21 protein-coding genes and 3 pseudogenes are annotated in these 17,639 nt (G+C 64.3%); 10 read left to right on the top strand and 14 right to left on the bottom strand.

Annotated features, from left to right (window positions below; all coding sequences use genetic code 11):
• Window positions 1–10 precede the first annotated feature (10 nt).
• Window positions 11–418 (top strand): ACT domain-containing protein, encoded by a 408-nt coding sequence (locus tag CK222_RS04885; protein ID WP_095799597.1) that lies wholly within the window; start codon window positions 11–13, stop codon window positions 416–418.
• A 246-nt stretch (window positions 419–664) separates the two neighbouring features.
• Here the strand turns inward: CK222_RS04885 and CK222_RS04880 are convergent, their stop codons facing one another.
• Both CK222_RS04880 and CK222_RS04875 read right to left on the bottom strand, forming a co-directional pair.
• Complete coding sequence (locus tag CK222_RS04880) at window positions 665–1,699, bottom strand: aspartate-semialdehyde dehydrogenase (RefSeq protein ID WP_067323616.1); 1,035 nt, start codon at window positions 1,697–1,699, stop codon at window positions 665–667.
• Between the two features lie 285 nt (window positions 1,700–1,984).
• Window positions 1,985–3,316 carry a glycosyltransferase gene (locus CK222_RS04875; protein ID WP_245432962.1) on the bottom strand — a complete coding sequence of 444 codons (1,332 nt, stop codon included), beginning with the start codon at window positions 3,314–3,316 and terminating at the stop codon, window positions 1,985–1,987.
• A gap of 225 nt (window positions 3,317–3,541) precedes the next feature.
• Between CK222_RS04875 and CK222_RS04870 the strand changes: the two genes are divergently transcribed.
• Complete coding sequence (locus CK222_RS04870; protein ID WP_095799595.1) at window positions 3,542–4,249, top strand: DUF805 domain-containing protein; 708 nt, start codon at window positions 3,542–3,544, stop codon at window positions 4,247–4,249.
• Here CK222_RS04870 and CK222_RS04865 read toward each other — a convergent pair.
• From CK222_RS04865 to leuD, 6 genes are all read right to left on the bottom strand, one after another.
• Window positions 4,239–4,736 (bottom strand): GNAT family N-acetyltransferase, encoded by a 498-nt coding sequence (locus CK222_RS04865; protein ID WP_095799594.1) that lies wholly within the window; start codon window positions 4,734–4,736, stop codon window positions 4,239–4,241. The genes CK222_RS04870 and CK222_RS04865 overlap by 11 nt on opposite strands.
• Window positions 4,737–4,741: 5 nt before the next feature.
• Window positions 4,742–5,845: a 3-isopropylmalate dehydrogenase gene (leuB, locus tag CK222_RS04860; protein WP_095799593.1), complete on the bottom strand. Its 1,104-nt coding sequence runs from the start codon at window positions 5,843–5,845 to the stop codon at window positions 4,742–4,744.
• A 139-nt stretch (window positions 5,846–5,984) separates the two neighbouring features.
• Complete coding sequence (locus tag CK222_RS04855; protein WP_066991913.1) at window positions 5,985–6,338, bottom strand: VOC family protein; 354 nt, start codon at window positions 6,336–6,338, stop codon at window positions 5,985–5,987.
• Between the two features lie 62 nt (window positions 6,339–6,400).
• Window positions 6,401–6,784: a RidA family protein gene (locus CK222_RS04850; protein ID WP_067323608.1), complete on the bottom strand. Its 384-nt coding sequence runs from the start codon at window positions 6,782–6,784 to the stop codon at window positions 6,401–6,403.
• Between the two features lie 127 nt (window positions 6,785–6,911).
• Window positions 6,912–7,856, bottom strand: coding sequence for a hypothetical protein (locus tag CK222_RS04845; RefSeq protein ID WP_095799592.1), 945 nt, complete (start codon window positions 7,854–7,856; stop codon window positions 6,912–6,914).
• A 73-nt stretch (window positions 7,857–7,929) separates the two neighbouring features.
• On the bottom strand, window positions 7,930–8,535 hold the full coding sequence (leuD, locus tag CK222_RS04840; RefSeq protein WP_066991643.1) for a 3-isopropylmalate dehydratase small subunit: 606 nt from the start codon (window positions 8,533–8,535) through the stop codon (window positions 7,930–7,932).
• 181 nt (window positions 8,536–8,716) lie between these two features.
• Between leuD and CK222_RS04835 the strand changes: the two genes are divergently transcribed.
• A complete protein-coding gene (locus tag CK222_RS04835; RefSeq protein WP_095799591.1) occupies window positions 8,717–9,142 on the top strand; it encodes a GNAT family N-acetyltransferase in 426 nt (141 codons plus the stop codon).
• A 142-nt stretch (window positions 9,143–9,284) separates the two neighbouring features.
• On the opposite strand, the gene CK222_RS04830 is transcribed toward CK222_RS04835, so the two are convergent.
• Window positions 9,285–9,773, bottom strand: coding sequence for a hypothetical protein (locus tag CK222_RS04830; protein ID WP_095799590.1), 489 nt, complete (start codon window positions 9,771–9,773; stop codon window positions 9,285–9,287).
• A gap of 168 nt (window positions 9,774–9,941) precedes the next feature.
• On the opposite strand from CK222_RS04830, the gene CK222_RS04825 reads away from it, so the two are divergent.
• From CK222_RS04825 to CK222_RS04810, 4 genes are all read left to right on the top strand, one after another.
• Complete coding sequence (locus CK222_RS04825) at window positions 9,942–10,262, top strand: metalloregulator ArsR/SmtB family transcription factor (RefSeq protein ID WP_095799589.1); 321 nt, start codon at window positions 9,942–9,944, stop codon at window positions 10,260–10,262.
• Complete coding sequence (locus CK222_RS04820; RefSeq protein WP_095776712.1) at window positions 10,259–10,708, top strand: SRPBCC family protein; 450 nt, start codon at window positions 10,259–10,261, stop codon at window positions 10,706–10,708. Before CK222_RS04825 ends, CK222_RS04820 begins: the two co-directional genes overlap by 4 nt.
• Before the next feature lie 308 nt (window positions 10,709–11,016).
• Complete coding sequence (locus CK222_RS32840; protein ID WP_245432961.1) at window positions 11,017–11,232, top strand: SRPBCC domain-containing protein; 216 nt, start codon at window positions 11,017–11,019, stop codon at window positions 11,230–11,232.
• 42 nt (window positions 11,233–11,274) lie between these two features.
• Complete coding sequence (locus CK222_RS04810) at window positions 11,275–12,084, top strand: DUF72 domain-containing protein (protein WP_095799588.1); 810 nt, start codon at window positions 11,275–11,277, stop codon at window positions 12,082–12,084.
• Here the strand turns inward: CK222_RS04810 and CK222_RS04805 are convergent.
• From CK222_RS04805 to CK222_RS04795, 3 genes and pseudogenes are all read right to left on the bottom strand, one after another.
• Complete coding sequence (locus CK222_RS04805; RefSeq protein ID WP_095799949.1) at window positions 12,003–13,169, bottom strand: FAD-binding oxidoreductase; 1,167 nt, start codon at window positions 13,167–13,169, stop codon at window positions 12,003–12,005. The genes CK222_RS04810 and CK222_RS04805 overlap by 82 nt on opposite strands.
• A 24-nt stretch (window positions 13,170–13,193) precedes the next feature.
• Window positions 13,194–14,220 (bottom strand): annotated as a pseudogene (locus CK222_RS04800) (HAMP domain-containing sensor histidine kinase).
• Window positions 14,208–14,420: pseudogene (locus CK222_RS04795) on the bottom strand (winged helix-turn-helix domain-containing protein); the annotation flags it as partial. The pseudogenes CK222_RS04795 and CK222_RS04800, both read right to left, overlap by 13 nt.
• Between CK222_RS04795 and CK222_RS04790 the strand changes: the two are divergent.
• Window positions 14,356–14,931, top strand: a complete 576-nt coding sequence (locus tag CK222_RS04790) for a hypothetical protein (RefSeq protein WP_348628806.1) — start codon at window positions 14,356–14,358, stop codon at window positions 14,929–14,931. The pseudogene CK222_RS04795 and the gene CK222_RS04790 sit on opposite strands and share 65 nt — an antisense overlap.
• On the opposite strand, the pseudogene CK222_RS04785 reads toward CK222_RS04790, so the two are convergent.
• Window positions 14,906–15,394, bottom strand: a pseudogene (locus CK222_RS04785) (response regulator); the annotation flags it as partial. The gene CK222_RS04790 and the pseudogene CK222_RS04785 sit on opposite strands and share 26 nt — an antisense overlap.
• A gap of 634 nt (window positions 15,395–16,028) precedes the next feature.
• On the opposite strand from CK222_RS04785, the gene CK222_RS04775 reads away from it, so the two are divergent.
• Window positions 16,029–16,910, top strand: a complete 882-nt coding sequence (locus tag CK222_RS04775) for a CoA ester lyase (protein ID WP_176477570.1) — start codon at window positions 16,029–16,031, stop codon at window positions 16,908–16,910.
• 56 nt (window positions 16,911–16,966) lie between these two features.
• Window positions 16,967–17,173, top strand: a complete 207-nt coding sequence (locus CK222_RS04770; protein ID WP_095799586.1) for a DUF1737 domain-containing protein — start codon at window positions 16,967–16,969, stop codon at window positions 17,171–17,173.
• 25 nt (window positions 17,174–17,198) lie between these two features.
• On the opposite strand, the gene CK222_RS04765 is transcribed toward CK222_RS04770, so the two are convergent.
• Entirely contained in the window at window positions 17,199–17,636 is a 438-nt protein-coding gene (locus CK222_RS04765) for a metallopeptidase family protein (protein ID WP_066991616.1), read from the bottom strand.
• Window positions 17,637–17,639 lie beyond the last annotated feature (3 nt).

The raw sequence follows: 17,639 nt of genomic DNA, 5'->3' as shown, positions 1-17,639 counted from the left end.
AGGAGAGAGAATGACCGGCGAGACCAATCTCCAAAGACTACTGGCGTCGATGACGCCGAAACTGCTCCCCGATGTCCATGTTTTCGCGACGCTGGCGCCGGGTGTGGCCGTGCCGCACGGTCTTGATCCGGTCATGCAGTTTCGCGAGCGGGAAGGTCTGACGCTGATCGTGTCGGAGGACCAAGCGAAGCTAGCCGGCCTCGCCGGCACGTTCCCCTGCCGGATGATCACGCTCGACATCCATTCGTCGCTCGACGCCGTCGGCTTTCTGGCCGCGATCACGACGCGGCTCGCCGCTGCCGGCATGGGCGTCAATCCGGTCTCGGCCTTTTATCATGACCATCTCTTTGTCCCGGCGGAGCGGGCGGAAGAGGCGCTCGGCATCCTGCGGCAGCTGGCTGCGGAGAACAGTGGCTAGCGCCTCAGCACATGGAAGCAGCGGGCATCGCTCGTCACACCCATTGCGGCGCCACCCTCATCCTCCTGCCGCGACCTTTCCCGTGAACGGGGAAAAGAGAGCTATCGGCGGAAGGGCGCCCGCGACGCGCGGCCCGTGAGCGAGAACAAAACGGCCGAAGGCCGAGCCCGCGACCGCGGGCCGCCGGTCGTCCGGCGCCCTCGCGGAGGGCCAGCCGCGAAGCGGCGGTGCCGCCCGTGAGCGAAATTAAGCCGCCTTCTTCTTCGGCTGGATCAGGCCCCGCTCGACCAACAGCTCGGCGATCTGGACGGCGTTGAGCGCCGCGCCCTTGCGCAGATTGTCGGAGACGACCCACATCGACAGGCCGTTATCGACGGTCGAATCCTCGCGGATGCGCGAGATGAAGGTGGCGTCCTCGCCGGCCGACTCGAGCGGCGTGATGTAGCCGCCATTCTCGCGCTTGTCCAAGACCTGGCAGCCGGGAGCCTCGCGCAGGATCTCGCGCGCCTCGTCGGCGGTGATCGGCTTCTCGAACTCGATGTTGACGGCTTCCGAGTGGCCGATGAACACCGGCACGCGCACGCAGGTCGCCGTCAGCTTGATCTTGGGATCGAGCATCTTCTTGGTCTCGGCGACCATCTTCCACTCCTCCTTGGTGAAGCCGTCGTCGAGGAAGACGTCGATATGCGGGATGACGTTGAAGGCGATGCGCTTGGTGAACTTCTTGACGTCGACCTGGTCGGCGACGAAGACCGCGCGGGTCTGCGTGAACAGCTCGTCCATGCCTTCCTTGCCGGCGCCGGAGACCGACTGGTAGGTGGCGACGACGACGCGCTTGATGGTGGCGACATCGTGCAGCGGCTTCAGCGCCACGACGAGCTGCGCCGTCGAGCAGTTCGGATTGGCGATGATGTTCTTGCGCGAGAAGAGTTCGACCGCGTCCGGATTCACTTCCGGCACGATCAGCGGCACGTCAGGGTCGTAACGGAAGGCCGACGAATTATCGATGACGACGCAGCCCTGCTTGCCGATCTTGGGCGACCACTCCTTGGAGACATTGCCGCCGGCCGACATGACGCAGATGTCGGTGTCGGAAAAATCGTAGGTGTCGAGCGCCTTGACCTTCAGCGTGCGGTCGCCGAAGGACACTTCGGTGCCCTGGCTGCGGCGCGAGGCCAACGCCACCACTTCGCTCGCCGGGAAGCCGCGCTCGTCCAGAATGTTGAGCATTTCGCGGCCCACATTGCCCGTGGCGCCGACTACCGCAACCTTGAAACTCATCGAAATCTCCTGTCCCTCTCCGCTTGGTTGTTGGAGAAAACCCGCCGGCCTCATGCGGGTTCTGTCCCCCGGGCCGAACCCGGGAGAGGGTGGTTAGGCCAAGGGAATCACACCGTTTTGGTGGTGGTTTTGGCCGTAGTTTTGCGAGAACGGACGGACGCGTCAAAACGCCCGGCCCGATACTGTGCATCGTGGCTGGGGGCATCGAATGCCAGAAGAGCCAAATGGCCGCGCATTGAAGACGATCCCGTTCGCTGCCGGCTTTTACGCGCTTTGCGTAAAGAGTCAATTGGCGCAGGCTGCTGCCGCCTTGAGCCCGGCCTTTATCGCCGCCCAGCTTTCGGCAGGCGATGTCGGCCTGTGCTCTTCGGCGATACGGCCGGCCAGCAAATCGCGCCAGGCACCGTCGTCTGTCATCCGTCGGATTGCGCCATACCAGCCGATCTGATCGGTCGAATCGACCGCGGGCATCAGGCCGCCGGTCGCTTCGATCAGCGACGGCGTGGTCGAGACGATGACCGGGACCCCGAAATCCAGACACTCCGAAGCGGCATAGCCCCAGCCCTCGATATGCGAGGGGAAAACGCCGAAGGTGGTACTTCGATAATAGCCGATAAGCTCCTCGTCGCTGACAGGACCCGCGAAGACGATCTTTTCTTTCAGCCCCGGATGAGCCTTGAGATAGGCGCTGAGCTCCTCGACCATCCAGCCCCAGCGGCCGACGCAGACGAGCTTCGGCAACCGAACGCCTTCGTCGAGCGCCTGCTGCCAGATGCGGGCGAGCATGATGTGGTTCTTCCGGATCTCTATGGTCGAGCAATAGAGGACGAAGGGCTCGCCGGCCTCGAGCCGGGACGTCATCCTCAGCCGCGCGGCCTTATCATGCAGCAGGGACGGCATCGGGAAGCGATGGACGACCGGCAGATCTATTCCGGCCTTGCGCATGTGATCGCCTAGCATCGTCGCCGCGGTGTCGGAGGTGCAGAAGGCCGCCGCGCCGGACCGCACCAGCCGTTCGAGATTGGGCCCGAAGGCGGCCTGCCATCTGTTCTTTGCGACAAGGTCGGGCCGCATGGTCGGGATCATGTCGTGGCAAAGAAAGGCTATGTTGTCGGGGCCGGCGCAAACCGCCGCTAACTTTTCGCCGACCAGCAGCTGATTGCTGATCAGTACGGTTCGAGGCCCGACATCTTTCGTCGGCTGCGCCGCATCGCCCCGAAGCAAACCCGCCCGGAGACCGGCTCGCCTAGAGAAGCGATAGGCCCGCAGCAACAGCTTCGACACCGTGAAGGTGAAGCCGGAACGGCCGTTCGTCACCATTCCCGCAAGCTGGCGATCGGCTTCACTCTTGGCCATTGGATGGCGCCGCGCCGATTGGAACCCCTGTCGCAGCGCGGCAGCGGCTTGCAGTCGTGGCCGCTGCCGGAACGGCGCGATCTCGCTGACGCCCAACTGATCCATCTCGAATTTTTCGAGCGGCCGGAAACGATGGCTGGAGAAATCGAGCGTCACCACTTCGACATCCGGGTCGGGATCGGCGAGCGCTGCCCTGACCATGAAGTCTTCCAGCCGCTGGATGCCGGCCAGCGCGCCGCGCCAGGCGAGTAGGCCGGTCACGTCGATGCAGATTTTCCGTCTTTGGCCGCCGGGAGCGTCGGCCGCTTCTGGCAGCAGTATCGAGTCCTTCCGGGCCATTGCTTCGCGGTCTGTGAGGCGACTTGCGGCTTCTATCCCGATTTGCCGCCTCTAAGATAGCCGGCTGAACGCCATCGCTCTTGCCCGCCGGCCGGCGCTCATGTCAAATCGAGCAAAGGGAAAGAATTCGACGCTCGGGGGGATCTGATGCGCGGCGAAGTTCTTCACTATGACGAGCACCAGGGCTTCGGCTTCATCAGCGGCGCCGACGGCAGGCGCTACAGTTTCGCGCGCGAGGACCTGCGTCGCGAGACGACGCTTGCCAGGGGAGCCCAGGTCGAGTTCCAGCCGAATGGCGAACGTGCCGGCAATGTCTTCTCGGCCCGCGCCCGGATCATCGATCCGGCGGACAACGACGTTCCAGTTCCTGCCCGTCCGCTGCCGGGCAGCTCGCCTGCGGGGCAGCCGCATTTCGGCCGCAACGCCGAGGCCGGAACGGTGGAATCGACCGGCCTCTGGAGCTATTTCTGGCGTGGCGTGACGACGAACTACGTCAACTTCTCCGGCCGCTCCCGGCGCAAGGAGTTCTGGGGCTTTTGCCTGTTCTGGACGATCGGTCTAGTCGTCGCCATCGGCGTCGGCTTGTCCGCGGACCTGTCGCGCGGCGACCTCGAGGGCGGCGGCGATGAGCCGGTCGTCATGTTCGGCCTTCTCGGTCTTTACGTCCTGCTCACGTTCCTGCCGTGGGTCGCGCTCGTCGTGCGCCGCTTGCATGATCTCGGCCTGACCGGCTGGCTCGCCATCCTCTGCTTCGTGCCTTATCTCGGCTGGCTCGCCACCCTGGTCTTCGGCCTGATCCCGACCCAGGCCGGCGACAACAAGTGGGGGCCGGTGCCGACCGGAGTTAGATTCTGACGGCCGCCGTCCTTAGTGCCTCGCCCGACAGCCTGAGGAAGATCTTCTGGCCGTGGCGTTCGGCGCCGAGCCGCTCGTAGAAGCGCAGCGCACCCTCGTTCCAGTCCTCGGCGGTGAGGTCGATGCGGCCAATGCGCTTGTCGAGGCAATAGCCGGCGAGAAAGCCGATCAGCGCCTCACCCACTCCCGCGTTTCGTGCCTCTTGGCGTACGAACAGGTCTTTCAAGAACATCAGCCGGTCGAGATCAGTGCCCGGATGCGCGATCGCGACCGAGGCCAGGCCGGCCACCTCGCCACCGGCGAAGGCCAGCGCGAAATGCGGATAGGCCGGGCTTTCCTCGCCGAGCCACTGCTTTGCCATGGCCGTCGCCCGGGCATGGTCGAGCGGTGACTGCCGATAATGCGCCGCCATTGCGCAAAGCACGGTGGCGAGCGCCTCGGCGTCTTCGGTCGTCGCCCAGCGGACGTCGACCGCCGCCTCTGCCATGGGGATCAGCCCAGGAACTTGGCGATGATGGCGTCGCCCATCTCGGTGGTGCCGACCTCGGTCATGCCCTCGGACATGATGTCCTTGGTGCGCAGGCCGTCGTCGAGCACGGCGGCGATCGCCGCTTCGAGCTTGTCGGCTTCCACCGTCATGCCGAAGGAATAGCGCAGGCACATGGCGAAGGAGGCGATCATGGCGATCGGATTGGCGACGCCCTTGCCGGCGATGTCGGGCGCCGAGCCGTGCACCGGCTCGTAGAGCGCCTTGCGCTTCTTGGTCTTGACGTCCGGCGCGCCGAGCGAGGCCGACGGCAGCATGCCGATCGAGCCGGTGAGCATGGCGGCGATGTCCGAGAGCATGTCGCCGAACAGATTGTCGGTGACGATGACGTCGAACTGTTTTGGCCAGCGCACCAGCTGCATGCCGCCGGCGTCGGCCAGCATGTGGTCGAGCTTGACGTCGGCATATTTCGCCTGATGCGTCTGGGTGACCACCTCGTTCCACAGCACACCCGACTTCATGACGTTGCGCTTTTCCATCGAGGTGACATGGTTCTTGCGCGTGCGTGCCAGCTCGAAAGCGACGCCGGAGATACGCTCGATCTCGAACGTGTCGTAGACCTGGGTGTCGATGCCGCGCTTCTGGCCGTTGCCGAGGTCGATGATCTGCTTCGGCTCGCCGAAATAGACGCCGCCGGTGAGCTCGCGCACGATCAAGATGTCGAGGCCCTCGACCACCTCCTGCTTGAGCGAGGAGGAGGCGGCCAAAGCCGGATAGCAGATCGCCGGACGCAGGTTGGCGAACAGCTCCATGTCCTTGCGCAGGCGCAGCAGGCCGGCCTCGGGGCGCACCTCGTAGGGCACCTTGTCCCATTTCGGCCCGCCGACGGCGCCGAACAGCACGGCATCCGCAGCAACAGCCTTTTCCATGTCGGCATCGGAGATCGCCGCGCCATGCGCGTCGTAAGCGCATCCGCCGACCAGCCCCTCGTCGGTGGCAAATCCGCTGCCGAGCTTCGCGTTCATGGCCGCGATCAACTTCTTCACTTCGGCCATGGCCTCGGGGCCGATGCCGTCGCCGGCGAGCAGGAAGAGATTTTTCGAAGCCATGGAGAACCGTCCTGGGGAGAGAATTGAACCGCGGCCTTGCTAAACGCCGGGCGGGCTGTGCGCAAGGGGACGAGCCTCGAGTTCCTTCACACCCCCCTCTGCCCTGCCAGCATCTCGCAAGAGGCCGGTAGGCGCGCCATCACCGATGCGACAGGATATTCACCAGCCGCCCGAACGGATCGCGCACATAGAAGCGCCGCACGCCCCAGGGCTCGTCGGCCGGGCCGTATTCGACGGCAAAGCCAGCCTTGCGCATGCGGTCCAGCGCATCATCGACATCGTCGACCTCGATCGAGAGGTCCGGCACCGGCGTGCCCGACCCGCCTTGCGACATGAAGCTGATCTGGACGGCCATGGTCTGCTGGGAGCCGTACGTGGCAATCCAGCCCATATCCATGAGCTGATCGAGGCCAAGCACGCCCTGATAGAAGCGCTTTGCCGCCGCAATGTCGGGCGTTTCGATATTCGCGACGATGCGTCTGACCTTGACCATGGGCCGCTCCTCGCTCCACGCCGTCGTTGTGCCCAGCCGCTTCGCAGCCTGGGCGACAGGCATCAGACAGTGCGCCTGAGCGCCGTCACCTCGATCTCGATCTTCATCTCCGGCTTGTTGAGCTGGCAGACGATCATCGTCGCCGCCGGGCGGATGTCCCCGAACGCCTCGCCGAGTATCGGGAAGACCACGTCAACATAGGCCTGGTCGGTAATATAGTAATGCGCCCGCACCACATCGGCCATGTCGAAGCCGCCGTCGGCAAGGGCCTTGGCGATGGTGGCAAGACAATTGCGCGTCTGCGCCTCGACCGTGTCGGGCATCGTCATCGTGGCATAGTCGTAGCCGGTCGTTCCGGAGACGAAACACCAGTCGCCCTGCACCACCGCGCGCGAATAGCCGGCGGTTTTCTCGAAGGGGGAACCGGTGGAGATCAGCTTGCGCATGGGGGCCTCGCAGGATTTGTCCGGTCATTCTGAAACGCATCCACAGCCCAGTCGTGAGCCAGACAACGGGATGCTGGCGGGACAGAGGGGAGGCGCGAAGGACGCAACCTGGCAATTGACGCTCGGGCTAATTCCCCTTCGCGTCGTCATAGGCCTTCTTGATATCCACCGGCCAGTCCTTTACCGGCGGCCAGGCATCCGGCTCGCCATTTTGGCCGCGGCGGGCGAAATAGACCTTGTGCTTGACCGGGTCGACCGCCATGAAGCCGTCATTGCCGCCGCAGTCATGCGGCACGCAGCCGGTGGCATAGAAGGCGCCGGAAGCGGTCTTTTCGGTGCCGCCGCCGACCAGCAGGCTGGTCGCCATGTCGGGCATATTGTCGCCCAGCAGCGCCTGCGCCGCCTTGTAAACCGCTTCGTTATGGAACGCGTCGATGATGTTGTCGTATTTCGACGAATCGACGTCCTTCCAGTCGGTGCCGGGTTCCGGCGTGTAGGTCAGGTTTCCGGAGGTCGTCAGCCCTTCGGTCGGCGACCATTGCAAGGCCGGCTTGGTTCCTCCGGGCAGCAGGAAAGGCACAAAATAGATGGCGTCGTCGGAAACCGCGGCCGGCGGCGCGCCGCATTCGTCCTGCTCGACCGTCCTGGTCCGGATTTCGCCGTCCTTCGGTTTCCAGACGATGACCTTGGCCGGGCCGCACTGGTTGCCGCCGTCGCCGACATCGACCAGCGCCACGTTGATGTCACCGATCTTGACGATCCTGTCGAAGGAGACGTCGTAGTTGCTGGCCAGCTGCTTGCCGTCATAGGCCAGCACCTTCTCGCCGTCCTGCTCCGGCTGCGTGATGGTGAGCTGGCCGCCTTCGAACGGGATCGGCGCCTGTTTGTCAGCGTCGGCGGGAGCGGCGTCGGAAGTGCTCGATGCGCCTTGATCGGCCGCCCCTTGATTGGCGGCGGGCTGGTCGGAAGGCGCGGGCGCCTGCGGCGCCGTCTGGCTCTGCGCGGTCGCCCCGGACACCGCCAGAAGGATCGCCGCCAAGGCGCAGGCGCCGGCCAGAAGCGGGCGTGTCATGACTGTCCCTCCGTTCAGCCGCCACGGACCCGGCCGCTTGCGGCCGGGCTATCTATCACCGTGCCTCAGCCGTTCAGGCCCAGGGGCGCAGCTCGGCGTTCTTCTTCTCGAAGGACGCGATGGCGCCGGCCTTCTCCATGGTCAGTCCGATGTCGTCGAGGCCGTTCAAGAGGCAATGGCGCTTGAAGTCGTCGAGATCGAACTTGACCACGCCGCCATCCGGGCCGCGGATCTCCTTGGCTTCGAGGTCGATCGACAGCGTGGCGTTGGAACCTCGCGAGGCGTCGTCCATCAGCTTGTCCAGGTCTTCCGGGCTGACCGTGATCGGCAGGATGCCGTTCTTGAAGCAGTTGTTGTAGAAAATATCGGCGAACGACGTCGAGATGACGCAGCGAATGCCGAAATCGAGCAGCGCCCAGGGCGCGTGCTCGCGGCTCGAGCCGCAGCCGAAATTGTCGCCGGCGACCAGGATCTGCGCCTTGCGATAGGCCGGCTTGTTGAGAACGAAATCCGGGTTCTCCGAGCCGTCGTCCTTGTAGCGCATCTCGGCGAACAGGCCGGTGCCAAGCCCGGTGCGCTTGATCGTCTTCAGATAATCCTTCGGGATGATCATGTCGGTATCGACGTTGACGATCGGCATGGGCGCCGCGACGCCGGTGAGCTTGGTGAATTTGTCCATGGTACCTGCCCGTCTTCTTGGCTTGCGGGGAATTTTGCGGGACGGTTTACACAAAGCCGGCGGCAAATGAAAGGCAACTGTTCGTGCACTGCCCTTGGGCCAAAGGCGGGCAGGGTGGACGGAACTGGAACACCTCAAAAAACGGCTTCGAAATTCTGTGCAGCCGGTGCAGTCTGCGACCATGGCCCGTCCTTCCAAAGTCCTCTACGCCAGCGAGCCCGCCCTCAATGTCGCCGAATTCCGCCGCGTGCTGGTCGAATCCGGCCTCGGCGAAACGCGCCCGATCGATGACGAGGCGCGCCTGAAGACGATGCTCAGTAATGCCAACCTGGTGCTGACGGCGCGTCTCGACAGCGAGGGCAAGCCGCTTGTCGGCGTCGCGCGCGGGGTGACTGACTTCTCCTGGGTCTGCTATATCTCCGAGCTGGCCGTGTCCGCCTCGGCGCAAGGGCTCGGCATCGGCAAAGGCCTGATGGACGAGGCACGCCGCCAGCTCGGCACGTCCGTCGCCATCAGCCTGATCTCGATGCCCGACGCCGTCGGCTTCTACGAGTGCATCGGCATGACACGCATGACCGACGCCTTCTGGTTCTCCCGCAAGCGCTGACGCGCTGATGTCAACCGCTATTGACGCCAGCGCCCGAAAATCGAACGCAACGATATTCTCGGCGCAGGAGCCGGCGTAGGTCTCGCTGTCTGTGTCGGCGGCGTCGGCCGCCCCCCAGCAGTGCGGCCTACTACGTCACTGATCATCGCATCCAAGGCCTGGCTGACGTCAAACGGTTCGGTGACCCGGGCCGCCCTGACTTGCTGCTCAACCCAGTTTGAGCACCGAATCTTGCCCCTTTCGTCCACCAATTCTCCCTTAGTCTCGATTTGCAGAACATGTGAAGCTTGAAGACGGCCATCTTGACCGTTCGGTCATCCCAATTGGCGCTGATGCTCTGTGCGGCATGTTCGAGCAGAGTCTTTTTGATGAACTCGGCTTTATCGCGGGTCGAATCGGATTCGCCTTCGAACAGCAGGATGCCGAAATCCGACTTCAAAACGGCCGCCTTGACAGTGTCCGGCGCCGCCCAAAGTGCGGCAACCGTAACCGGATCGCGAAACAGCGCGACGTAATTACCCTTAATGTTGTGAGCAATGCCGGCCCGCGCCAAGAGTCGCTGGCACGTGTCGTCCTTGTATACAGCTAAAGGGAAAATGGACTGAAAGTCATAGTCGTAAATGAGAGGCATCCGATCCAACCTTTCATTGCAAGAACCATACCGTCTATTATTCAGAAGATGAATTCCAGTAGCAGTCGCAATGCATCGTCGGCAAGCAGGCCGGGGTGCCTGCACCGTCTTTCTCGTCGAATAAACTTTGCAGCTTGATATGCAACCAAATGGTTGCCTATTAAGGCCATGACCATGGATGCCTTCTTTCGCGCTTTGGCTGACCCGACCCGCCGGCAATTGCTGGACAGCCTCTATGCCAGGAACGGACAGACGCTGAACGCGCTCTGCGAGCACATGGACATGACGCGCCAGGCGGTGACCAAGCACCTGGCAATTCTCGAGGAGGCGAACCTTGTCGCCACCGTTCGCCGCGGCCGCGAGAAGGAGCATTACCTCAACCCCGTGCCGATCAACGAGATCGCCGAGCGCTGGATCGGCAAATTCGAGCGCCATCGGCTGGATGCCTTGAGCGACCTGAAGAAACGACTTGAAAGGGAAGAGCCGTGAGCGACAACACTTTCGTCTACGTCACCTACATCCGCACCACGCCCGAAAAGCTTTGGACGGCGCTGACCGATCCGGAGTTCAACCGGCAGTTCTTCCTCTGCTCCTACCAGGAGAGCGACTGGAAGGTGGGTTCGAGCTGGAAGCTGATCTTCCCGGACGGCCGCGTGGCCGACTCGGGCGAGATCCTCGAGATCGATCCGCCCCGGCGTCTGGTCATCAAATGGCGCAACGAATGGCTGCCCGAGGTGAAGGAAGACGGCTACACGCGCTGTACCTTCACCATCGAAAAGGACGGCGAGCTGATGAAGCTTGCCGTCACCCACGAGGCCGACGGCCCGCACCGGCTGATTCCGAACGTGTCCAAGGGCTGGCCGCTGGTGCTGGCGAGCCTCAAGAGCCTGCTGGAGACCGGCAAGGGTTTCGAGCGCCCGCCATCGAAGGGCTGAACCAGGTATTGAACGGCCGCGGAGGAGGTTGGCAATGATACTGCCGCATGGCTGGCCGCGCGCCATGGCGAACACCGAGACGGTCATGGCTTCGGCGGAACTTCCCGCTTCGCCGCAACAAGTCGTCACCGCGCTTCTCACCAGCGACGTCGAGCGCTGGTGGGGGTCGGCCGAGACCTACCGGATGATCGGCTGGGCCGCCGATCTGCGCGTCGGCGGATCGTGGCGCGTCATCGTGAGGACGGCCGACGGCAGGACCCTGCCCGCCAGCGGCAGCTTCCTCGAGATCGAGACGGGGGCGCAGGGTCGTGCAGACGAGGCGCTACGATTGGGATCACCCGACGCTCGGCCGTCACGAAACGACGGTTGCCTATCTGCTGGAACCGACCTCTGCCGGCACGCGGCTCACCGTCTGCCATGGCGGCTTCGCCGGCTTCCCGGACGCCGCGGCGGAGCACGCCGAAGGCTGGGCGCGCGTGCTCGGCTGGCTACAGGCACATCTGGGCTGCCGCCTCGCCGCCTGAGCCCCACCTTGACCTGCAGGCGCGCCTGTCCAGATTGTCGACATGGCCGAAAACAAACCTTTTGTCGGAACAGCCGGATGGACCATACCGGCAGCGCACAGGTCCTCTGTTCCGGCGACGGGCTCGCAATTGGAGCGTTACGCTTCGCGTCTTCCTGTCGTGGAGATCAACTCCTCCTTCTACAAACCGCATCAGCGCGAAACCTATGAGCGCTGGGCGTGCTCGGTCCCGGATCGTTTTCGGTTCTCCGTTAAAGTGCCCAAAGCCGCGACTCATGAGCGCCGCCTCATAGATTGCCATGATCTTCTGGATGCTTTCATGGGCGAGGTCGGAGGTCTCGGTGAGAAGCTGTCCGCCCTCTTGGTCCAGCTGCCACCCAGTCTGCAATTCGACAGGCAGATAGCCAAAAAGTTCTTCGCTTTGTTGCACGACAAGACCGACTGCCGCTTGGTCTGCGAACCGCGTCACGCCAGTTGGTTCGAGCCGGGAGCAGACGCTTTGCTGAGCCGCCTCCGCGTCGGGCGCGTGGCGGCGGACTCTGCCTCAGTTCCCCCCGCTTCCGCGCCCGGCGGCTGGCATGAGCTCGCCTATTTCCGCTTTCACGGCGCGCCGCATGTCTATTTTTCGGACTACGACGCCGGCCGGCTGCTGGAAATCAGCGCCCAACTCGCCGACGCGGGCGCCTCAGCCACCGAGGTGTGGTGCATTTTCGACAATACGGCGCGCGGGCATGCGCTCGGCAACGCGCTGGCGGTCGATGCGATTATGCGTCAGATGACGTTCAATTCCCTGAACGCCCGCCCCGCCGCGACGCGCTCATATCCGAACGCCGTGCAATCGATCGTCCGATAGCCGCCATGCACGATGAGTTCCGAGAGCGCCTTGCCCACCGCCGGCGCCTGCTGCAGGCCATGGCCGGAGAAGCCGTTGGCGAAGAGGAAGTTTTCCACCTCCGGATGCGGCCCGATAACCGCGTTCTGGTCGAGCGTGTTGTAATCATAATGCCCGACCCAGGCGCGCGTCGGCTTGATCGCCTCGAAGGCTGGGACGCGGGTGGCTAAAGTCGGCCAGATCACGTCCTCGAACAGCGGCCACTCGACCTCGAAATCGTTGGGATCGGGTGCATGGTCGCCTTCCTCCGGCTCGGCGCCGCCGGTGAGGTAGACCGAGCCTTCCGGCCGCACATAGATGCCGGAGGGATCGACCAGCAGCGGCATGTCGGCATATTTTTCCCGTGCCTCGAAGACGAAGACGTTGCGCTTGCGCGGCTCGACCGGCAGCGCGAGCCCCGCAAGGGCGGCCACCTTGCCGGCGTTCGGGCCGGCGGCATTGACGATGATGCCGGCCTCCAGCGTCTCGCCATTGTCGAGGGCGACGCCGGTGACGCGACTGCCCTGGCGCGTGATACCGGTGGCCGACGCGGTGATGAAGTCGATCCTCCTCTCGCGCAGCGCCTTACGGAACAGCATCAGCAGCGCATGCGCGTCGAACCAGCCCTCGCCGCCGCGGCCATAGGCGCCCGCGGAAATGCCTTCGGTTGAAAGCCAGGAGAAGCGGCGGGCGAGCTGGCCTGCATCCTCCAGCACGATATCGGCGCCTTCGGCGATCTGCGCCTCGTGATTGGCCTTGAGGATCGGCAGCCCCGCCTCGCCGGCAAGGATCAGATAACCGCCCTCGCGAAAGCCGATATCGGCATCGGCGCCGAAAGTTTCTTTCAGCCGCCGGAACAGCTTCAGCGTGAATTGCGACAGGCGGATGTTTTCAGGAATGGAAAATTGCTGGCGGATCGAGGCCAGGGACAGCGTCGTCGCCGCTTGCGAGAATTGCGGATCGCGCTCGATCAGCGCGATGGAACCGGTAAAACCCTCTTCGCGCAGATAGTAGGCGACCGAGGACCCGACGATGGCGCCGCCGATGATGACGATGTCGTAACGCACTTTGTTCTCCGATTTCACCGGTCCTCACGCGACCGGCAAATTGATCTCGAAGCGCGCGCCGCGTTCGGAGTCAACCAGCGTTATCGTGCCATCATGCGCTTTCAGGAGGGCCAGCACGATGCCGAGGCCCATGCCGGTGCCGCCGGCCTCGCGCCTTGTGGTGAAGAACGGCTCGAAGATTTTTGCGCGATTGGCCGCCGAAATGCCGCCGCCGTCGTCGCCGACATGGAGAGCTACCCTTTCGCCCGCCTTTTCGGCGCCGACCGTCACCTGCTTCGCGCCGTGCCGTGCGGAATTGTCGACGAGGTTGGCGAGCACGATCGCGAGATTCTCGCCCGAGATGCCGAGGCCGATATCGCTGCCCGATTCGACGCGTACCTCCAGCCTGGCGTCGACCGGCAGCAGCGCCAGCGCCGCGCCGATTGTCGTGCTTTCGCCGCTCGGCGCCAGGGCCGTCAGCGGCGATTTCAGCTCATGCGAGACATGGGTGGCGAAGGTCTGGATGCTGTCGGAGCGCGCCTGGAGTTTTTGCGCCATGTCGAGGAAGGCGGCCGACAGCGCGTCCTCGTCCATCGTCCCGCCGGAATCCCTGAGCAGCTCGGCCGCGCCCTGGATCGCCGCCATCTCGCGCGTGCCGTGATGGGCGAGCGGCCGCATTGCCTCGCGGTCGCCGGCGGCGATGCGTTTGGTGCGCTCGATCAGCGCGTAGATCGGCCGGCTGACGGTGCGGATGAACACCAGCGCGATCAGCAGCGTGCCGCCGAGAATCGCGATCGCCGCGAGCGTGACCTTGCCGCGCTCGCCATAGAGATGTTTCACGATGTTGTTCGGCGATTGAGCCGCCCGGCATCGGTGACGATGTTGTTGGAAAAACGGCGGCAATCACCGCGCCCTGTGCGATGAGCTCGCCCTCGGTCTGGCGGATCAGCTGGTTTTCATAGAGCCGGAAGAAGAACAGGCCGACCAGCGGCAGCGCCATCACCACGATCAGGATGGCGACGACCACGGTGGCGAGCCTGGGCCGCCATTTCTCCTTGCTCAGCCACCGCATCGGCCGAGCCGGAAGCCGACGCCATGCACGGTCGCGATCGCATCCGAACAGCCGACCGCCGCCAGCTTGGCGCGGATGTTTCGGATATGGCTGTCGACCGTGCGTTCCGAGACATGGATGTTGGATTGGTAGGCATTGGCCATCACCGCATCGCGGCCAAGCACATGCTGCGGGCGGCCAAGAAAACCCTTCAGAATCGTCTATGCCGATGCGGTGCGCGCGGCCGGCATTGCACCGGAACGGTTGGGAACGCCGATCTCGGCGGATCCGGCAAGGGACAATAATTACCCCTATCAGCCGATCGAGCCGCAGCTCGACCTTGCCTCCGACAATGTCATGCCGTCGCGACCGGCGGCCGTTCCCGCCACCGCCGATCCGGACTTCGCGGCCATAGGCGCAAAGCTCGACGGCATTCTGGACGAGGCGCAGAAGACAACGCTTGCCGGCTTCCGGCTGCTCGATCCGCATGGCGTGGTGATTGCCGGCGGCGGTGAGGTCGGACAGTCTTTCGTTGCGGTCGAGGAGGTGCGGCAGGCGCTCGCAGGCGCCTATGCAAGCGAGCTTCGCCTGCGGATCCCCGACCAGCCGCCGCCGCCGCTCTATTCGGTGAGTCGCGGCACCAAGGTGCGCGTCTTCGTCGCCTTGCCGGTCGAGCTCGACGGCAGGGTCGCCGGCGTGGTCTATATGCGAACTCGATCGCTGTTAGGGTGAGCGGCTTGCCTTCAAAGCTCGCAGCATGACTTGCCGGAACCAGCACGAGCTTGCCATGCGCGAACTGACGGTCGTCGGCGTCTTCCTCCACCACCGCCGGGCGCGCCCGCCGCAGGATGACGTTGACGCGGGCAACCAGCTCGCGCGGGCTGAACGGTTTCGTCACATAGTCGTCGCCGCCCATTTCAAGGCCGAGGATACGGTCGATTTCTTCATCGCGGGCCGACAGGAACAGCACCGGCACGTCGGAGCGCTGCCGCAGCCTGCGGCAGACCTCCAGCCCGTCCATCTCCGGCATGCCGATGTCGAGCACGATGAGGTCGGGCGCGCGGCGCTCGACCGCTTGCAGCGCGGCGGCGCCGTCGGCGACGGCGGCCGTCTTCATGCCGGCCTTTTCCAGCGCGAAGCAAATGATCTCGCGGATATGCGGATCGTCGTCGGCGACGAGGATGTTGTGCGGCATGGAATCGGCAGCTCGCTGAATACGGTTTTGTCATGACAGGATTAGCAAGCGGGCCGTGCTTGTCGAGAGCGCGCAAAGGCCGCCAGTCGTGAAAGCTGGCGTCAAGACCGAACCGTCCCGAGCGCCGCCGCTCGCATGGCATGCCGCAGCCGTGATCTTGGGATGAAAGGAAGCATGACCGCCGTGATGCGCGGCCTCTGCGGCTCGACCAACCACCAGCCTTCGTTGCGGAGGCGCCGGGGCAGGGACCAGCGGGATCTGTGATGTGTTCGCATGCCGCCTGTTTCGCCGGCGGCTGCGGAAAGCGCGCGGCGGATTGGAGGAGGTTTTCCGCAAGGATTTGCAGATTTCGTGCAGGAGCAAAGTCGTTTCAGGCTGGCGCCGCCTCTCACCTGCCTGCCGGCATCCTCTCCCCGTATAGTGACGGGGAGAGGGGCGCTGCCATCGCCGGCTTCGCCAATCGCCAGCATTGCAGGAGCCGACATCGCGGCCAGGCCCTTTCTCCCCGTCACTATAGAGAAATGCCCGGCAGGGCAATGAGGGGCGGCGCCGGCTTCGACAATTAGCCAGAACGCAAATGAGTTCTATGGTGCGGCGCCTTGCCTCGCCCGCTGCAAGCCGGCATAGATCGGCCATGACCTCTGACACCTACCGCCCGCGCCGCTCGGTGCTCTACGTGCCCGCCTCAAACGACAAGGCGCTGGCCAAGATCGCCTCGCTCGCCTGCGATACCGTCATCATCGACCTCGAGGATGGCGTGGCACTGGCCGACAAGCTTTCCGCCCGCGACAAGCTGACCGGCATCCTCGCCGCGCGGCCGGCGCGCCGCTGCGAGATGGTGGTGCGCATCAATCCGCTCGGCAGTGAATGGGGCATCGACGACCTGTTGACCGTCGCCAAGGCAGAGCCCGACGGCATTCTTTTGCCCAAGATCGGAACGCCGCGCGACATCCTCGAGGCCGGCGACCTGCTCGACGACAATTTCGCGCCGGATATCGTGAAACTGTGGGCAATGATCGAGACGCCCAAGGCGCTGCTCAACGTCGGCGCCATCGCCGAGCTTGGCCGCGATCCCTCTTCCCGCCTCGCTTGTTTCGTCGCCGGAACGAACGATCTGGTGAAAGCAACCGGCATTCTGGCGACGCCCGACCGGCGCTATCTCACGCCCTGGCTGCTGCAGCTTGTGCTCGCCGCCCGCGCCAGCGGCCTCGACGTGATCGACGGCGTCGCCAACGACTTTCGCGACCTCGACGCCCTCGCGCGGGAATGCGCCGACGCGGCCGCCATGGGTTTCGACGGCAAATCGCTGATCCACCCCGCCCAGATCGAGCCCGCGAACCGCGCCTTTGCGCCGGCGCCGGAGGCCCTGGCCAGGGCGCGGGCGATCAGGGAGGCGTTCTCACGGCCCGAAAATGCCGGCAAAAGCGTCATTGCGCTGGACGGCCGCATGGTCGAGCGGCTGCATCTGGCGGAAGCCGAGAAACTTCTGGCGAAGGCCGCAATCATCGGCGCATGATGCGCTCGAGCGATTCCAGGAAAGATAGACAAGCATTGGTCACGACAGGGTCGAAAATGAAACTCTACCGCTTTCTGTCCGGTCCGGACGATTCCACTTTCTGCCATAAGGTGACTTCGGCCCTGAACAAGGGCTGGCACCTGTTCGGCTCGCCGACCTATGCCTATGACAAGACGACCAAGTCGATGCGCTGCGGCCAGGCTGTGGTGAAGGATATCGAGGGCCAGGAATACACCTCGGACACCAAGCTCAGCGATTGGTAGGAAAGGGCGGCAGCCCTCTCATTCGTCACCCCGCCGCTGCCTGCTCGGCCGCTTCCTCGATCCGCTCCATGTCGTCGTCCGACAGGCCGAAATGGTGGCCGATTTCGTGGATCAGAACGTGGGTGACGATGTCGCCCAGCGTCTCCTCGTTCTCGGCCCAATAGTCGAGGATGGCGCGGCGGTAGAGCGTGATGCGGTTCGGCCCCTCGCCGGTCTGCGGGTTCCAGCGCTCGGCGATGCCGCGCCCCTCGAACAGGCCAAGCAGGTCGAAGGGCGTCTCCAGCGACAGGTCGTCCATGATCTCGTCCGTCGGAAAATCGGCGATCTGGATGATGATCTCGCCGGTGAGCTTGCGGAACTCCTCCGGCAGATGGGCGTAGGCCTCCAGCGCCAGAAGTTCCATCTCATCCATCGATGGCGAGAGTTGGTCATGCCAGATGCGGGTCTTGTAGATGCGGGCCATGAG

The sequence above is a fragment of the Mesorhizobium sp. WSM3866 genome (assembly GCF_002294795.1).
Taxonomy (GTDB): domain Bacteria; phylum Pseudomonadota; class Alphaproteobacteria; order Rhizobiales; family Rhizobiaceae; genus Mesorhizobium.
The sequence above is the reverse complement of the archived record's forward strand: the minus strand, read 5'-3'. Positions and strand labels throughout refer to the sequence as shown.